The 16,994-nt window shown below is 61.1% G+C and carries 12 protein-coding genes; 3 read left to right on the top strand and 9 right to left on the bottom strand.

Translation table 11 applies throughout. The features are described from left to right. Positions 1-10: 10 nt before the first annotated feature. The 4 genes from ugpC to ABDW57_RS13555 all read right to left on the bottom strand — a co-directional run bounded on the left by ugpC (position 11) and on the right by ABDW57_RS13555 (position 4,242). Positions 11-1,150, bottom strand: a complete 1,140-nt coding sequence (gene ugpC, locus ABDW57_RS13570) for a sn-glycerol-3-phosphate ABC transporter ATP-binding protein UgpC (protein WP_343730720.1) — start codon at positions 1,148-1,150, stop codon at positions 11-13. A gap of 13 nt (positions 1,151-1,163) precedes the next feature. Beyond that, the gene (locus ABDW57_RS13565; protein ID WP_343730719.1) at positions 1,164-1,982 is read right to left on the bottom strand and encodes a carbohydrate ABC transporter permease; all 819 of its coding nucleotides are present in this window, start codon (positions 1,980-1,982) and stop codon (positions 1,164-1,166) included. Continuing rightward, positions 1,979-2,896 carry a sugar ABC transporter permease gene (locus ABDW57_RS13560; RefSeq protein ID WP_343730718.1) on the bottom strand — a complete coding sequence of 306 codons (918 nt, stop codon included), beginning with the start codon at positions 2,894-2,896 and terminating at the stop codon, positions 1,979-1,981. Before ABDW57_RS13560 ends, ABDW57_RS13565 begins: the two co-directional genes overlap by 4 nt. A 95-nt stretch (positions 2,897-2,991) precedes the next feature. After that, positions 2,992-4,242 (bottom strand): ABC transporter substrate-binding protein, encoded by a 1,251-nt coding sequence (locus tag ABDW57_RS13555; RefSeq protein ID WP_343730717.1) that lies wholly within the window; start codon positions 4,240-4,242, stop codon positions 2,992-2,994. 355 nt (positions 4,243-4,597) lie between these two features. On the opposite strand from ABDW57_RS13555, the gene ABDW57_RS13550 reads away from it, so the two are divergent. After that, positions 4,598-7,222 (top strand): TonB-dependent receptor, encoded by a 2,625-nt coding sequence (locus tag ABDW57_RS13550; protein ID WP_343730716.1) that lies wholly within the window; start codon positions 4,598-4,600, stop codon positions 7,220-7,222. On the opposite strand, the gene ABDW57_RS13545 is transcribed toward ABDW57_RS13550, so the two are convergent. Then, on the bottom strand, positions 7,219-8,106 hold the full coding sequence (locus ABDW57_RS13545) for a LysR substrate-binding domain-containing protein (protein WP_343730715.1): 888 nt from the start codon (positions 8,104-8,106) through the stop codon (positions 7,219-7,221). The two genes, ABDW57_RS13550 and ABDW57_RS13545, sit on opposite strands and share 4 nt — an antisense overlap. A 78-nt stretch (positions 8,107-8,184) precedes the next feature. On the opposite strand from ABDW57_RS13545, the gene ABDW57_RS13540 reads away from it, so the two are divergent. Together ABDW57_RS13540 and ABDW57_RS13535 are read left to right on the top strand one after the other, a co-directional pair. Continuing rightward, positions 8,185-8,625 carry a CidA/LrgA family protein gene (locus ABDW57_RS13540; protein ID WP_343730714.1) on the top strand — a complete coding sequence of 147 codons (441 nt, stop codon included), beginning with the start codon at positions 8,185-8,187 and terminating at the stop codon, positions 8,623-8,625. Further along, the gene (locus tag ABDW57_RS13535; protein WP_343730713.1) at positions 8,622-9,305 is read left to right on the top strand and encodes an LrgB family protein; all 684 of its coding nucleotides are present in this window, start codon (positions 8,622-8,624) and stop codon (positions 9,303-9,305) included. Before ABDW57_RS13540 ends, ABDW57_RS13535 begins: the two co-directional genes overlap by 4 nt. Here the strand turns inward: ABDW57_RS13535 and axe2C are convergent. From axe2C to ABDW57_RS13515, 4 genes are read right to left on the bottom strand one after another with little or no spacing between them, the layout of a single operon-like run. Further along, positions 9,292-10,347 (bottom strand): bifunctional acetylxylan esterase/glucomannan deacetylase AxeC2, encoded by a 1,056-nt coding sequence (gene axe2C, locus ABDW57_RS13530; protein WP_343730712.1) that lies wholly within the window; start codon positions 10,345-10,347, stop codon positions 9,292-9,294. The two genes, ABDW57_RS13535 and axe2C, sit on opposite strands and share 14 nt — an antisense overlap. A gap of 3 nt (positions 10,348-10,350) precedes the next feature. Continuing rightward, on the bottom strand, positions 10,351-14,469 hold the full coding sequence (locus tag ABDW57_RS13525; RefSeq protein WP_343730711.1) for a GDSL-type esterase/lipase family protein: 4,119 nt from the start codon (positions 14,467-14,469) through the stop codon (positions 10,351-10,353). 2 nt (positions 14,470-14,471) lie between these two features. Beyond that, a complete protein-coding gene (locus ABDW57_RS13520; protein WP_343730710.1) occupies positions 14,472-15,674 on the bottom strand; it encodes a glycoside hydrolase family 27 protein in 1,203 nt (400 codons plus the stop codon). Continuing rightward, the gene (locus ABDW57_RS13515) at positions 15,671-16,993 is read right to left on the bottom strand and encodes a cellulase family glycosylhydrolase (protein ID WP_343730709.1); all 1,323 of its coding nucleotides are present in this window, start codon (positions 16,991-16,993) and stop codon (positions 15,671-15,673) included. The genes ABDW57_RS13520 and ABDW57_RS13515 overlap by 4 nt, the downstream gene beginning before the upstream one ends. Position 16,994 lies beyond the last annotated feature (1 nt).

Raw genomic sequence — 16,994 nt, 5'->3', positions numbered from 1 at the left:
TCCTGTGATATCAAGCGCTGCGCATCATGCCGCGCGGTGCAGACACCATGTTTCCGGGGCGTAGGCGCCGCCGCGCCTCGCCCTTCTCGTCAAACACGTGGAAGGCAGTACTGTCGGCCGAGAAGGTAATGGACTGTCCCGGTGCGACATGGCGTTCGCCATCCCCGCGTATTACTACGTCTTCCCTGCCCGCGCGGCTGGCGTAGATGTAATTGGCCTCGCCCAGGTGTTCGACCACACTGACCTCGCCGGTGAAAACTTCCGAACCGCTGCGCGATTCGCTGATGTGCTCCGCCCGCAGGCCCAGCGTGATTTTTTCTCCGACGCGCAAGCCGCTGCCATCGACCGCCGCGCGCACAGTCTCACCGCTATTGAGCAGCGCGGTGACGCCATTGGCGTGCGCCTGCAGCACCTCGCCCGCCATGAAATTCATCCTGGGCGAACCGATAAATCCGGCCACGAACAGGTTGCGCGGCTGCTGGTACAAATCCAGCGGCGAACCGGCCTGCTGGATATGTCCCTCGTGCATGACGACGATCTTGTCGCCCAGCGTCATCGCCTCCACCTGATCGTGCGTAACGTAGACGATGGTGGCGTCCAGCTGGCGGTGCAGTTTGGCGATTTCCAGGCGCGTCTGCACGCGCAGTGCCGCATCGAGGTTGGACAGCGGCTCGTCGAACAGGAACAGCTGCGGCTCGCGCACAATGGCGCGGCCAATCGCCACACGCTGCCGCTGTCCGCCGGACAGTTCGCGCGGCAGGCGCTCCAGCAAATGATCGATCTTCAGGGTAGCGGCCGCCCGCGTGATCTGCGCCTTGATCGCCGCCTTGTCCTTGCCGGCGACCTTGAGGCCGAACGCCATGTTCTGATACACCGTCATGTGCGGATACAGCGCATAGCTCTGGAACACCATGGCGATGCCGCGCTCCGCCGGCGGCAGGTGGTTGACCGTGCGCTCGCCGATCTGCATGGTGCCGCTGGTGATGCTTTCGAGGCCGCACAGCATGCGCAGCAAGGTCGACTTGCCGCAGCCGGAAGGCCCGACCAGCACCACAAATTCGCCATGCGCGATCTCCAGGTCGATGCCGGCCAACACATCGGTCTTGCCGTCATACGATTTGCGCAGCTCTTTCAGACTTACACTTGCCATTACAGGCTTCTCCTTATTTCACAGCGCCGGCCGTGAGGCCGCGTATCAGTTGGCGCGAGAACAGCGCGTAGAGAATCAGCATTGGAATCACCGCCAGCGACAGTGCCGCCAACACCGAATTCCAGTCTGTGACGTACTGCCCGATAAACTGCTGCACACCCAGCGTGACAGTTCTGGTGCGATCCGATGGCGCCAGAATCAGCGGGAACCACAGGTCGTTCCACGCCGGGATCATGGTGAACACCGCCACCGTCGCCATCGCCGGCCGTATCAGCGGCAGAATCACTTTGAAAAAGATGCTGATCTCTCCGACGCCGTCGCAGCGCGCCGCATCCTTCAGTTCGGACGGCACCTGACGCATGAATTCAGAGAGAATCATCACCGCCAGCGGCAAGCCTTGCGCGGTGTACACCAGCACCAGCGCCGTCAGCGTGTTCACCAGCTCCAGCCTGACCATCAGCTCAAGGATCGACACCGTGCCAAGCCGGATCGGAATCATGATGCCGAACGCGAGGAACAGCGCCAGCAGACGATTGCCCATGAAACGGTACTCCGACAGCGCCCACGCGGCCATGGCGCCGAACAGCAGGATGAAGAACAGCGCCAGCAGCGTCACGATCAGGCTATTGCCGAAGTAAAGCAGGAAGTTGGTGCTGGCCAGCACCTTCTGAAAGCCGACAAAGGTCAGCGATTCCATGGTCGGCAGCGCCAGCGGATCGTCGAAGATCGCTTCGCGCGTCTTGATCGAGTTAATCAGGATCAGCGCAATCGGGAACAGCGCCAGCACGGTGTACGCCATCAGGGCGCCGTGTACCATCAAGCGGTTCTTCATAATGCGAACCTCGTCAGGCGGCGTTGCACGCCAACAAAGTAGACGCCCACACCGGCCAGTATCACCAGGAACATCAGCGTGGCAACCGCCGAACCAAGATAAGCATTTCCCACCTGCGCCTGATAACCAAAGAACGTCCGGTAGAACAGGGTGCCGAGGATGTCAGTCGAATAATTCGGCCCCGCCAGCGCGCCCTTGATGGAATAGATCAGATCAAACGCGTTGAAGTTGGCGACGAAAGTGAGGATGGTGACGAGGCCCAGCGTTGGATAAATCAGCGGCAGTTTGATTTGCCAGAAAATGCGCATGGCACTGGCGCCCTCCACGTGTGCCGCCTCCACGATTTCATCCGGCACCGCCAGCAGCGCGGCATAGATCAGCATCATCGGCATGCCGATGTACTGCCATACCGAGACCATGGAGATGGCGGTGAGTGCACTCTCCTCCTCGCCCAGCCACGGCGCGAAGAAATCCGCCAGACCGGCAAACCCCATCAGCTTTTCGCCCACGCCCCACAGCGGCGAAAGGATCAGCTGCCAGATAAAACCGATGATGACCACCGACAGCAGTGTCGGCAAAAAGATCAGCGTGCGGTAAGTGCGTGCACCACGCAATCCCTTCAGGCTGAACAAGGTCGCCAGCAGCAGACCGACCGGATTTTGCAGCAGCATATGCAGGCAAAAGAACCTGGCGTTGTTGATCATCGCATTCCAGAAACCAGCCGACCAGTCGGGGTCCAGCAGCACCGTGCGGAAGTTCTGCAAGCCGGCGAAGGCCGCGTGGCCGCTATCGTCGGCGACAAAGAAGCCTTGGCCCAGCGTCTGCACCAGCGGCAGCGCGCTGAATACGCCGTAGACCAGCACCGCCGGCGTCAGGAACAGCAGCAACTGCCAGATCTTTACTTCATGCTTCAAAACCACCTCCAGAATTCGGACAAAAAAAACCGGCGCCGCGCCCGGCGCCGGCCAACTGGATCACACGTAATCAATGGGAGGGATTCAGTGTGACGCTACTTTTGCTGTGGTTTGTACCACTTGGCAAAACCGTTCTGCAGCCGGAGCGCCGCATCCTTCGGCGCCAGCTTGCCGTTCAAAACCTGTGCGTTAACATTCCAAAGTTCGCTCTCCATGCTGGGCTGCCCGCGATTCAGCACCTGCGCATTGAAGCGGATGGTGGAAGCGCAGTTGTTACGCCATTCAGCCATCTGCTTGGCCACCGGGTCGCGCACCGAAATCAGGTGGTGCGACAGCGAGAAAAAGCCGGTCACGCGATTGGTGTAGATGTCCGCAAATTCCTGCGATCCCACCCACGCCAGGAACTTGAAAGCATCCTCCTTGTTACGCGATTTCCTGTTGATGCCGATGCCGATGTCCATGTGATCCGATATGAAGCAGGCATCGCCCGCCTTGCGCACCGGCGGCGCGAACGCGCCCAGTTCCAGTCCTGGCGTCTGGCTGAAATACGAGATATCCCAGGAGCCGGTTGGATAGATGGCAGCGCGGCCCAGCGCGAACTGGTTCTGGCTGTCGCCATAAGTCTGCGCGCTGGCGCCGCGGCCAAGGTAGCCGCCCATGCGCTGCTCAAACTGCAGGGCTTCCACGAACGGCGCGTCGGTCAGCCTGGCCTTGCCGGCGATAAGCGCCTTGCGCCCCTCCTCGCCACGCCAGAAGTTAGGACCGATATTGGTATAAACCATTTGGCTCGATTCCCATTGATCGGCCGTGCCCAGGGCCAGCGGCGTGACGCCGGCTTTTTTCAGCGCCTCCAGCAGCGCAAAGAACTCATCCACGGTTTTTGGCGGCTGCAGGTTGTGCTTTTTGAAGATCTTCTTGTTGTACAAAAAGCCGTGAATTACGGAGGCCACCGGCATGCAGAAGGTGTCCTTGCCATCGTCAGTCTGCCACGCCACGGTGGCGGTGGCCGGGAAGTTCTGCATGCCGGCCTTGCCATCCAGTTTTTCAAGATGGCCTTTCTTGTACAGCGACAGCGACACGTCAAACGGACGGCAGGCGATCAAGTCGCCGGCGGTGCCGCCAGTCAGCCGTGCGGCCAGGCTGGAGTCGTACTCGGTGGGCGCGGTGGGCGCAAATTTCACCTCGATGCCGGGATGGTTTTTTTCGAACGCGGGGATCAGTACCTTCTCCCACAACGTCTTGTCGTCCACACGCCAGCTTTCGATGACCAGCATGCCGGCATGGGCGCTTGTTGCGGAGAGCATGACGAGCAGCAGAGCGGTTCTGACCTTGCGACGGAGTGGCATTGATGTCCCTTTCATTACAGCGATGGGACCATGTTAGCTTGCGTTTTACGTAACAGCGTTCGCGCCGCACTCGGACATAAGCCATTGATTTTATTGAACATGGCACGCGTGGCAATTACATTTCCTAACGCCGTGGGCGAGGCTCGGCGGAGGCGCTGTAACACTACGCAAGGTACGCTTACAAAACTTAACAAAAAGGTTGATGTCACTGTTGTAAAGATGCCCGTTTAGTAAAAATAGAGAAACTGAAGCCCGTTTTCTGGATTCGTTTGACCCTTTTGGCGCCGAAGAGAAATACTAAATTGGCAAAATAACCAAAAGGAGACGACACATGTATCACTCAAAACGGACTCTCATGAGTCTCGCCGTTGCCAGCGCTTGCGCCTTCATCAGCGTGGCATCGCACGCGCAGGAAAGCGATGCCGCACCTGCCGCCAATCAGGATCAGATCCCGGAAGTGAAAGTAACTGCCACGCGCTATTCCACCTCGCTGCTGAAAACCCCGCTGGCCGTGACGGCGCTCAGCCAGGACCAGCTGACCCGCAAAGGCGCCACCAGCCTGCGTGACCTGAGCGGCGAGATGCCCAACGTGGTGATCGAAAACACCGGCCTCGATTCGGCGGTGCAGATCACCATCCGCGGCATCACCTCGACCAACTTCACCGAGACTGGCGACCCGGCCGTGGGCTTCCACGTGGACGGCATGTACTCGCCGCGCCCACAAGGCGCGCAGGCGCTGATGTTCGACCTGGAACAGGTCGAAGTGCTGCGCGGTCCGCAAGGCACACTGTTCGGCCGTAACTCCACCGGCGGCAGCGTCAACGTCATTCCAGCGAAGCCTGATTGGACCGGCAATTACGGCAAGGCCGATCTGGACATCGGCAACTACAACAAGAAGCAAATCAATCTGGTGCAGAACCTGGTGGTCAATGACGCGCTGGCACTGCGCGGCACCTTCATGAAGGTGAAACGCGATGGTTACGCACACCAGACGCGCGACGTCAGCGAAGCCAATGCGCCGGCACTGGGCTGGGTCCCGAACGGCAAGCCGGACGTCGACCAGCGGTTCAACCGCTACATCGGTCCGAGCGAGTACTACACCAATCAGAATGAATGGGCCGGGCGACTGAGCGCCCTGTTGAAGATCAACCGCGATGTCACCGCCAAGGCATCGTATGAAGAATTCCAGGATTCCAGCGCCGGCGGCGCCGCTTTCCGCGATTGCGAGGCCGGCGCAGGCACGCGCTACGCCTGCACCGATCAGGGCAAGTGGGACATCAACGTCAACGTGCCGGGCCATATCGACATGAAAATCCGCACCCTGCGCACTGGTGTGAACTGGAATATCAACGACCACACCAACTTCGACTACACATTCCAGATCGCGGACCAACGCCGCAACGAGATCACTGATGATGATAAAGGCTTGCAGAACGCCGCCCCTTTCCAGATCAACGGCGCGTATCCGAATACTGCGGATGGCAACTGGGGCACCTGGCCGCTGACCGATTCTTTCCACCGCACGCTGGATTCGCGCTACCTGTCGACCGTGCACGAGGCGCAGCTGAAGCAGCAACTGGGTAATGTGAAATATGTGGCTGGCTTGTTCTGGATGCACGAACGGAACAACATCGACTACGAAATCACCAACACCATCCAGAAGCCGTACGGCGACGTGGGGAGCGTGTTGTATCATCAGCCCAACCGCCAGGTGGACGCGAAGGCTGCTTTCGCGCAGGCCGACTGGCAGTTCATGCCGACGTGGACTGCCACCGCCGGCGCGCGCTACAGCGTGGACAGCAAAGAGGACAAAGGCGGCGAAGTGTATGGCGCCAACTGGATCGGCAATCCGGCTTACTACAATGGCTGGTATTCGCAAGGGACGCCAGGCACACCGGGCTTCCACGTCCACGACGGCACCGATCTGGCGCCTGGCATGGGCGGCAGCGTGGCGGCCTATCACCTGTATGGTTCACCAACGTCCAATGATCACAAGCAGACCTGGAACAAGGTGACCTGGCGCCTCGGCCTGCAAAAGCAGATCGACACTAACAAGATGGTGTATGGTTCCATCTCCACCGGGTACAAGGCCGGCGGCTTTGCCGACAAGACCGACAGTTGCAACTACCACAAGTGCGCGGACGGCAAGCCGGGCGTGGTCACTTTCCTGCCTTACGATCCGGAGACGGTCACCAACTATGAGCTGGGCTTCAAGGGCAAGTTCCTGGAGAACCGCTTGAGCCTTTCGGCGACGGCCTTCTTCATGAAGTACAAGGGCATGCAGCTGACCGGCACCTATTTCGTCAATCAGATCATCCCGGACAACGGCCTGCCTTGCCCGGCCGACCAGCCTAAGTGCGATGTGTATGAAACCTGGCGCACCATCAACGTCGGCAAGGTAAACATTCCGGGGCTGGAGCTGGAGTGGGACTACAAGCCATGGCGCGGTGCGCGTATCGGCGGCGGCTTCGCTTACATCAACACCAGTGTACATGACTTCAATTCGTACAGCGACGACTACCAGTGCGACGTGCGGATTGAACTCGGTTTGCCGGCCTGCCCTGCGGTGTACAACGGTCCTGACAAGACGCTGCTGGGCCGCCGCCTCGCCAACATCGAAGGCAATCACCTGCCGAATACGCCGAAGTACCAGTTCAATATCAACTTCTCGCAGGAGTTCGGGCTGGAGAACGGCTACAAGCTGACGCCTTACGTGAAGGTGAACTGGCGCGACAAGGCTTACTTCGATCTGCTCAATTCGGACTTCGCGCACATCGGCCGTTACCAGAAGGCGTATGCGATGGCGGATGCGTCGATACGTCTGGAAGCCCCGGAAGACAAATGGCACGCGGAGCTGTATGTGCGTAACCTGACGGACGAACATGCCAAGACCAGCACCGATTCGGCGTTCGGCGGCTTTATGCGTGCCTACTATGTGGAGCCGCGCATGTACGGCTTCCGCATCGGCGCCAACTTCTAAGCTTTACTTCTCACCAGCTCCAGCCAGGCGCGCGCGGCGAATGAAAGGTGTCCGCCGCGCCGCCAGGCCAGCATGAGCTTCCAGTCCAGGGCCGGTTCTTCCAACTTCGCGATGGTGAACTGCCCCTGTTCCAGAGTATCGCAGAAGACTTTGGGCAGCAGCGTGATGCCCACGCCCAGCCGCACCAGCGATGCCACAAAATCCCATTGACCACTACGGCTGCTGATACGCGGCGTGAAGCCGGCGCGCAGGCAGGCGTCCGCGATGATGTCGTTTAATGCGAACCCTTCGCCGTAGAAAATGAAGGAGCTGTCGGCCAGTTCGCGCAACCTGATGCGCTTGCGGCCATGCCATTCGGAGCCCTTGGGCGCCAGCAGGCAGATGGGCGAGCGCACCAGCGGGAAGGAGTCGAAGTCCTGCCAGATGTGCCTATTTGCCGGATGGTCGAGCAAAGTGCCCATTTCCAGCACGCCGCTGCGCAGGTCTGTTTCGATGTTCTGCGAGCCGCCTTCAAACAGTTTGAGCTCGATCTGCGGGTGACGGCGGTGGTAGGCAGCCAGCAGTGGCGCCAGCGGCGCATGCGCCTGCTGGGTGACGCCAATACGCAAATCGCCACGCCGCAGTTGTTGCAGGTCGGCCAGCTCGACACCCATTTCTTCGTGCATGACCAGCAGCGCGCGGCCGCGTTGCAGCACGACCTGGCCAGCGTCGGTCAGGGTGAAGCGCTTGCCGGTGCGTTCCAGCAGGGCGAGGTCGAGCTCCTGTTCCAGCTGCTGGATCATTTTGCTGACCGTGGGCTGGGTGACGTGCAGCGCTTCCGCGGCGCGGCTGAAGCTTTGATGGTCTACCACGGCGACGAAATAACGTAGTGCGCGGATGTCCATGATGCATTCCATTTTCGAATGATTTTTATAATTTTAATTCATTTTATCTTTGCTATCAGCTTATCCTAGAATGGCAGCATGAAACGTATCGTCTTTACATTGATGCAGGTGCTTGGGCTGATCGCGGCGTGGTACGCGGCAGATCGGGCGTCTGCGTGGCTGAGATTACCCTTCTCAGGCGGCGTGGTTGGCCTCATCGTCATGGTCGCGCTGCTGCAGAGCGGCGTCCTGCGGCCGGCCGCCATCGAGCATGGCGCGGACTGGCTGTTGTCGAATATGCTGTTGTTCTTTATCCCGCTGGTGGTGTCGGTGGTGCAGTTCACCGGTTTACTGAAGACGGAAGGCTTGCGCCTGTTTGCTGTCATCGGCATCGGCTTCACTTGCGTGCTGCTGGCGACCGCCTTTACCGTCGAGTGGGTGTGCCGCTTTGAGCGTGGCCGCACGCTGCGCCGGTTGCGTCAGGAGCGCCGCTTGCGCCGCCCGCTCGGCGCAGCTGATACCGTCGGAGCCGCAGCATGACGCCGCTGCTGTTCTTCCTGCTGACTTTGGGGCTGTTCTACGCCAACCAGGCCTTGCATCGCCGCCATCCGCGCTGGTGGCTGACGCCGGCCATCGCCACATCGGCAGTGCTGATCGCGTTGGTGCAGCTGTCAGCCACGCCCTTCCCTGTCTACTTTGGCGACACGCGCTGGTTGTGCTGGCTACTCGGCCCGGCGACGGTGGCGTTTGCGCTACCGATCTACCAATACCGCGATCTGGTGACACGCCACTGGCTGGCGCTGACGCTCGGCAGCACGGCCGGCATTGCTGCGTCGCTCGGCAGCACGCTGCTGCTGGACCGGCTGCTTGGTCTGCACGGCAGCGTTGCACAAAGCCTGCTGGCGCGCTCGGTGTCGACGCCATTTGCGCTGGAGGCCACGCGGCACCTGGGCGGCTCGGCACAGCTGACCGGCGTGTTTGTCATCATCACTGGCTTGTTTGGCATCCTGCTCGGACAGGTTCTGTTGGCACGCCTGCCGCTGCGCATGCGAATCGCGCGAGGTGCTCCATATGGCGCGGCGGCACATGGCTTCGGCTTGAGCAAGGCACGCTCGATCGGCCCTCAGGAAGGCGCCGTCGCCAGCCTGACCATGATTTTCAGCGGCGTGCTGATGGTCTTGCTGGCCCCCGCGCTGGGGCACCTGCTTACCAGTGCATGACAGCGCGCACTTGCGGCAGCAGGTCGTTGACGATGCTGACGTTCTGCTCTTTGGTCGGATGGCCATCAACGGCATCGCCGGGATAGCCGGTGGACGCGATGGCATGCACGCGCTTGTCCGCCACGCGCCGCACAGTCTCCGCGATATAGCCGCGTAATGCGGCCTGCTTCTCATCACGCAGGATGCCGCCTTCAGTCAGCATGATTTGCGCTTGCGGGTGATCTTGCAGCAGCGTGCGAACCAGTTTTACATAGGCCGCCACGTACTGCTCCCGCTCCGGAATGCCGGTCGTCATATCGTTGGTGCCGATGGCGACCAGAATGGCGTCCGGCCGGTAGTCTTGCTGATCCCATGACACGGCGGCTGGCTGCGTGGGCAGCGCCATGCCGTAATAGTCGATCAGATTGAATTCGTTGGTTTTGCCTTCCCAGGTGCGGATCAGGCCGCGCCCGCCATAGCAGACCAGTTGTACCTGAGCGTGCAGTTGCCGGGCCATCAGCATGCCGTAGCTGGCACGTGGATTGGCCCATGAGGCGCCGGACTTCTCTCCAGCGACGCGGTCGATCGAAGCGCCGCACGTCACCGAGTCGCCCAGCAGGAGCAGCTTGCGCGCCGGCAGCGATGGCGCGGGCTGCCACGTGCCGTCCGTCTCGAAGGCCTGCAGCGCGGCGCTGCCTTGCCAGGTCTCCGAGCGATTGACGATTTCCACCGCGTGTATGCCTGTCGCGAGACCATCCGCCAGCACCACCGTTTGCCGGCCCGCAGCAAGCCGCACCTTGCGCGCCACGCCATCCACGATCACATCAAGATAGGTCTGATCACCACTGGCCTGTGCCGTCGCGCTCAAGCGCGTGCCCTCAAAGCCGAGGTAGAAGCTCACGCCCGGATAACTGAAACGCACACTGCCGTCCGCCGCCACCTCCGCACGCCCCATGCGCGCGACATGCGGGTCCGCCGCAACGATCGGCGCCGCCCCGGCGAGCGAACAGGCTACGGCAGCGGTGATGGCAACCACACGATGCATGACGGCGGAAATGCGCATGGCTTACTCCATCAGTTTGCGTATATCCGGCAGCATGGCGTCGGACCAGATCTGGTAACCCTTGGCGTTAGGATGCAGGAAGTCAGGCATCACGTCGGCGGGCAAATCACCATTCGGCTGCAGGAAAGACTTGCCGTAGTCGTGATACAGCACTTGCTTGCCATCGCCCAGCGTCGCGATCATGCGGTTCATTTCCATCACCTGCAAGCGCTGTGGGCTGGTCGGATACTGACCATACGGCAGCACCGCATTCAGCAAAATCCGCGATGACGGATACAGCTTGCGCAACTGCGCCACCACCGCCTTCACGCCCTCAAACGCCTCCGCTGGCGTCGCACCGCAGAAGCCAAGGTTGTTCACGCCGATGGTCAGCACCACCAATTTTGGATGCAGCTTTTCAGCGTGGCCGTTCTGGAGACGCCACAGCACATTACCGGTATGATCGCCACCGATGCCAAAGTTCGCCGCACGCCAGCCGCCAAAGGATTTGTTCCAGACCTCCTGATTCCATCCCTCGGTAATCGAATCGCCAACGAACAGCAGATCCACATTGCCGGCATCCGCCACTTCTACATCTTCTTTAAACATCCGCTGCCACTTTTCGCGCGACATCCAGTGATAGTCGATCTTGCGTGGCTCCGGCGTCAGGCTGCACATCCGGCCGTCGCCGGCCAGGCCGGACTTGCCATCCACCGCCAGCGACTGCGGCGTCACATTCCAGCCGCGCAGCTCCAGCTTCACATCGCCGTCCGCCTTGAAGACCGCCTTCACTGCGCGGCTCTCGCCCGGCGGCAGCGTGACATAGTTGTCGGAATAGTAGACTGGCAGCACGCGCGTGCCATCCGCCTTCAACAACGTCAGCTTGCTGCCCAACGCCGGCGCGCTGTTGCGGTTCTGCAGCGTGACCTCCAGCTGACGCTCGCCCTCCTTCTCCGCCTTGCCCCAACGCGCGGCTACGCTCACCGGCACTGGCGGCAGCTGGTTCAGTGCCTGCCGATCCTGTGGTGTCGCACCCGGCCAATAGATATTCTGCGAAACCACTTGGTTGCCCGCATCGCGCAAACTCAAACGCACGATCAGCAGCTTATGCTTCGCCAGCAGCGCATCAAGGCCGATATCGAGCGGCGCCGAGACGCCGCCAGCAGGCGCCGACACCGGCAGATTGGTCCCGCCTACCAGCTCGCCCTCCACCGTCCACGCCACCCAGGTCAGCGTCGCGCCGTTCAAGGCAGCCTGCGGATTGTTGACCACCACCACCCGATGGTCCGGCAGATTCATTTGCACGTGAATCGGTTCGGCGGCGCTCTTCACGCCGTAGAACGCCGCATGCGTGTCGTAGTCATGACTGAGAATCTGCCACATGGTACTCGGCCAGGCCGGCTGCGTCATCCACAGCATGCGACCCGAGTTTTGCGTCCACAGGCCGGCGTTCATGCCTTCAAAGATGGCGCGATGGCTCTCGTAGTTCATCAACTGAGCCTTGCGCTCGAAGTCCGCCAGCGAAGCAGGTGCGCCGTATTCGGTTTCCATCGCCTGATTGAAGGTTTTCACGCCGCCATTACCGTCCGGATGCCAGTCGTGATAAGCCACCGTATCTCCCAGCGGCCATTGATCGCTGACCGGCACCGCAGCCTTGATCGATTCCAGCGTCGGGAAGGACTGCGTGCCCACCTCCACCGAGAAGCCCTTGGCGTGATCGGTGAAATAGCTGGCGGCCGGCTGGTAGTTATACGGGCCGCTGTTCTGCAAGTTCACGCGGTTGGAACTGCCGGTGTACCAGCGCGTGCCATCGAGCTTGTAGATCAGCGCTTCCAGCTGTTCGTTCAGCACTGGCTGCGGCACACCTTCATTACGGCCGAACCACAGCACCACCGACGGGTGATTGCGGTAGCGCTGCACTACGTCGCGCGCATTCTCCATGAACAGGTTGACGTCCTGCGGCTCCAGGTTGTAGTCCTGCGTCGAGGCCCAGAAGTCGTTCAGCACCATCAGGCCATACTCGTCGGCCAGATCAAAGAACGCCTCTTCCGTATTCTGCCCCACCCAGTTGCGGATAATGTTGACGTTGGCGTCGCGATGCAGACGGAAGTATGGCTCCAGGCGCTCGCGCTCGACGCGCTTGCGCCAGTCTTCCGTGCCCCAGTTGCCGCCGCGCGCAGCGATGCGCACGCCATTCACTTTGATGACCAGGAAAGGACTGAGCGTGGTGTCGGGCAAGGTCTTGATAGCGGCGGTGCCGTCGGCTTCCGGACGCAGGCTGGTTGCCCAGTTATTGTCGGCCAGTTTCTTGATCGCCTGATGACGGCCATCGGTGATGCGCACACCGAGTTCGCGGCCTTTCGTAAAGTCCGCCTCCACGCGGCGCAGATGGCCGCTCTGGTCAACCAGTGACAGCTCGTAGGTGACAGCGCGCACGCCAAAACGGGTGCTGCTGGCGTCGGACAGCTGCTTGCCCTGCACCGCTTCCAGTTTCAGCTCGTGCAGATCGGGGGCGCCGTAGCCGTTAGGCCACCACAGTTTTGGATTCTTCAACGTCAGCTTGTCGAAACGGACGGTTTGCTGGCCTGGCGCCAGCGTGACCTCCTTGCTGATCTGGACCGGCTTCATGCTGCCGTCGCGGCGCGTGATGGTGGCGCGCACGGTGGTGCGCTGCGCGTTGCGCGACAGGTTGGTGACCGGGACTTCAATGCTGATTTCCGCCTCGCTGTTATCGGCTTTCGGCAGCGCGGTGATGATGTGGGCGTCGCCCAATTTCAGGTCGTACGTGGCGTGCAGCACGACGTCCTGCCACAAGCCGGTGTTGCGGTCGCGGACCGATGGAATCCAGTCCCAGCCCTCGGAGGCGATGAAGGTCGGACCATCTTGCGCGAGCGTGCCGCCGTTTTCTCCGACACCTGCGGTCATCGATTCTTCCTGCGGGATGCCGGGATGTGGCGGTGGCGAGACTTTGACGGCGATGACGTTCTGGCCTTTGACCTTCAAGTACGGGCTGATATCAAAGGTGCCACGCACGAACGCGCCCTTCATGCCGCCCAGTTTACGGCCATTGATCCACACCTCGGCTTCGTAGTTGACGCCTTTGAAGGTGACGAACAGATGTTGTCCGGCCTTGAAGCCGGCCGGCAGTTCGAACGGGCTGCGATACCAGTAGTCCTGTTTGTTCAGTTGCTCGGGAATGGCGAGGTTGTTCAGGCCATAGTCCGGGTCAGGGTAGACGCCGCGGTCGACGAGTGTGGTAAGGACAGTACCAGGCGTGGTTGTGGTGTACCAGCCGTCTGCATTGAAACCGGCCGAGGAAATTTGCTCCGGCTTGGCGCGGACTTCTGGTGCGGCTTGCAGCTTCCAGGATTTGAGCGTCCAGAGATTAAACGCGTTCTGCGCCAGCGCGGGACCTGCGTAGGCTGGCTTGGCGACCGGCGCTTGCAGCGGCGAACCCGATTTCGGCAGCGTCCACGGATCTTGGGGCGCCAGCTGACCATACATCTGACGCACCTGGATCGGCCACGATGGGCTGCCGGTTTCGAAGTTAATTAACGCATCCTTGGGCGGCGCGGCCGATGCGGTGCGAATATCACCCGCATCCAGTGCCGCGCCAGTGACGACGAAGCCGGCAATACGGCCAGCATAACCGGTCAAGGCCTTGCTGCGCGGGCCGAGCGAAATTTGCGCACCCGCCCCGCCAGCCGCTGGCGCGGCGGGTAGCGCGACGTCGCGCTGGGCGATGATGGCGCCGTTGGCGTAGAGCGTCATCTGCCTGCCGTTGTAACTGGCGGCGAGATGAGTCCAGACGTTTGGCGCAAGTGTCAGCGACGAGACGACTTCAAGGCCATAGCCACAGAAGCCAAACTTGCCGTCCACGCTGCACAAAAACCACCCTGTCCCTGTCTGGGCTCCAGTGACGCCGGCGATCAGCGTGCGGCCCGCCGCGGGCTCGCTCGGCTTGAACCAGCCGCTCAAGCTGAACGGCTGCACCGAGGCCGCACCAAAGATCTCCCCCTGCGAAACCTTCTTCAGCAAACCATCGCTGGCAGACGGAAACTCCGCATTAAAAGGCCCCCACTGGTTGCCCGCCTGCGCAGCCGCAGAGGCCAGCGCCATCAACACCATCAACTTGCGATTCATGTTTAGCCTCGCGCCTTCAGGCGCAACAACAGCACACTGTGCGGTGCAAGCTTGGCTTCAAGCTTGTGCGATGTATCGCCAGACTTGCCGCCCCAGACCTCGCGCCAGTTGTAGACAGCCTTTTTGAAGTCGACCTCGCGCTTGCTGACGTCATCGCTGACCAGATGGGCTTTCCAGTCATAGCTCAGCGCCACCGGCTGTTCGCCGCGATTCAGCACCAGCATCGCCCACTCGCCGTCGGCCATCGGCCTGGCCCAGTACTCCACCTTGCCGTCATCCAGGAATTTCCAGGCCGGGATACCCAGCTTGTCCTGGCTGACCGCGATCACATCCTTGTTGGTCAGTATGCGGCGCGTGGAATCCGGCATGCTGCGCAAGTCATTCCCCAGAATCAGCGGCGACGCCAGCATGGCCCACAACGCAAAATGCGCGCGATCCTCATCCTCTGTCATGCCCATGCCGACTTCCAGCATATCCATGTCATTCCAGTGCCCTGGCCCCGCGTACTTGCGCAAGCCGGCCTGCTTGTCGAGAATCCGCATTACGCCGTAGCGCGAGAAGTTACTGTGACTAAGCTCGCAATCCCAGCACGGATAGATATCACCGGTGGTACGCCACGAATGGCCAATATCCGCCGCCCACTCCCACGGCTTGTTGTCGCCCCACTCGCACATGCTGAACAACATCGGCCGGCCCGCGCTGCGGATCGCGTCGCGCATGGTGGTGTAGGCGCCAACCGCGCTCAAGCCCTTGCTGTCACACCAGTCATATTTGATGTAGTCCACGCCCCATGCGGCGTAGGTGATGGCGTCCTGGTACTCATGCCCACGGCTGCCCGGACGGCCGCCGCAAGTGGTGGCGCCAACGTCGGAATAGATGCCCAGCTTGAGACCCTTGCTGTGCACATAATCAGCCAGCGCCTTCATGCCGGAAGGGAAACGCTCCGCATCGGGATGGATCACGCCATCCTTGTCACGTTTTCCGTGCCAGCAGTCGTCGATGTTGACGTACTCGTAGCCGGCATCCTTGAGGCCAAGCTTGACCATGGCGTCCGCCGTGTCGCGGATCAGTTTTTCGTTGATGTCGCAGGCGAAGGAGTTCCAGCTGTTCCAGCCCATTTGCGGCGTGGCTGCAAGGCCTTCGAACTTCTGGGCGTGGGCGCCTGCGCTGGCGGCCAGCGCCAGCAGGATCAGCGCGCGCTTCATCGCTTGATCGCCTGCAGACGATCGGCGTACTCTTTGATCAGCAGCAGTGAGGTCACGTCCGAATCAAAGACCGAATACAGGCCCTGCTCCTCTTGTGGAGGATCGCCAACGAAATCGTTACCCGGTTTCCACCAGTAGTCCGCATTGGCCGCACGGCCAGCGCCACCCCATGCCCAGAAGTTGAAGCCGGCGATCGGGTCGCCCTTGGCTGCGCGGGTGGAGACAATCTCAAATACTTCACGATAGAAGCGGTCGCGGATCTTGGTCGTGGCCTTGATGCTGAACGACGGGCCGTCGCGGTCCAGGCCGAACTCCTCCAGCACGATCGGCTTGCCCAGCTTCTTGGCCAGTTCGATGTGCGAATTCAGGTAATCGCGGCTCTTGCTGATGGCGTTATCCCAGGTGCCGCTCGGGTTGTTGGAATCGAACCAGCCCCAGTTCTTCGGCCACAGGTGATAGGTCAGGTAGTCGATATTCCTGGTGCGGTGCGCATCGAGGTACAACTGGGCATCCTGCGCCGAACCGGCCAGGCCCTCGCTGCCGCTGCTGACCAGGTGGTTCTTGTCCAGGCTATGGATGTAGCCCGCCACCTCGTCCACCCACTTGACGTAGACCGCCTTCTCCTCCGGCGTGGCCTTGCCATTGCCTGGACGCGGCTCATTCGCCAGCTGCCAGGACAGGATGTGCGTATCTTCGCTATAAGGCTTGCCGGTGATGGTGTTCACGCGCTTGACGATCCTGGCGATGACCTTGCGGTACTCCGCCTGGGCGGCGGCGTTGCGGTAGAAGCCTGCGGTCTTCTGCATGTAGGTGTCATAGTCCTTGGTCACGTTCGGATCCAGCGCCGGCGTGCCCTCAAACCAGTTCAGGTATTGCGTCATGCCGCCCGACCACTGCCAGAAGTTGTTCAGGTAAAGCACGACCGTCATGTCGCGCTTCGCCACTTCCGCCATCAGGAAGTCCAGGCCGGCCAGCAGGTTCTCATCGTACTGGCCCGGTGCGTTGGTGGTGGCCGGGCTGACGGCGCTCTTCATTTCGGTCTTCTCGGACACCGCCAGCACGCGCAGGTTGTTGATGCCGATGGCCTTCATGTTATCCAGCTCTTTCAGCAGGCGGGCGCGTTCACCCACGCCGCTGGCCGCGCCGAGGTAGCCGCCGTACCAGAAGTTGGCGCCAACGATGTAATAGGCTTTGCCCTTGCGGTCGAAGTGCGTGTTCTTGACCGTGACGAAGTCGCCCTTGACGGCCGGTGCCGCTTCAACGATGCCGCATGCGCCGATCATCATGGCCGCCGCGCAGAATTTGTACAGTTGTTTCAAG

Origin of the sequence: Duganella sp., from assembly GCF_039595735.1 — a bacterium.
Classification (GTDB): domain Bacteria; phylum Pseudomonadota; class Gammaproteobacteria; order Burkholderiales; family Burkholderiaceae_D; genus Rugamonas.
The sequence above is the reverse complement of the archived record's forward strand: the minus strand, read 5'-3'. Positions and strand labels throughout refer to the sequence as shown.

Coding starts and splice junctions, on each gene's coding strand:
- ABDW57_RS13520 (WP_343730710.1), bottom strand. CDS start 15,674: ATGAAGCGCGCGCTGATCCTGCTGGCGCTGGCCGCCAGCGCAGGCGCC.
- ABDW57_RS13525 (WP_343730711.1), bottom strand. CDS start 14,469: ATGAATCGCAAGTTGATGGTGTTGATGGCGCTGGCCTCTGCGGCTGCG.
- ABDW57_RS13535 (WP_343730713.1), top strand. CDS start 8,622: ATGACGCCGCTGCTGTTCTTCCTGCTGACTTTGGGGCTGTTCTACGCC.
- ABDW57_RS13565 (WP_343730719.1), bottom strand. CDS start 1,982: ATGAAGAACCGCTTGATGGTACACGGCGCCCTGATGGCGTACACCGTG.
- ABDW57_RS13550 (WP_343730716.1), top strand. CDS start 4,598: ATGAGTCTCGCCGTTGCCAGCGCTTGCGCCTTCATCAGCGTGGCATCG.
- ABDW57_RS13545 (WP_343730715.1), bottom strand. CDS start 8,106: ATGGACATCCGCGCACTACGTTATTTCGTCGCCGTGGTAGACCATCAA.
- ugpC (WP_343730720.1), bottom strand. CDS start 1,150: ATGGCAAGTGTAAGTCTGAAAGAGCTGCGCAAATCGTATGACGGCAAG.
- ABDW57_RS13555 (WP_343730717.1), bottom strand. CDS start 4,242: ATGCCACTCCGTCGCAAGGTCAGAACCGCTCTGCTGCTCGTCATGCTC.
- axe2C (WP_343730712.1), bottom strand. CDS start 10,347: ATGCGCATTTCCGCCGTCATGCATCGTGTGGTTGCCATCACCGCTGCC.
- ABDW57_RS13540 (WP_343730714.1), top strand. CDS start 8,185: ATGAAACGTATCGTCTTTACATTGATGCAGGTGCTTGGGCTGATCGCG.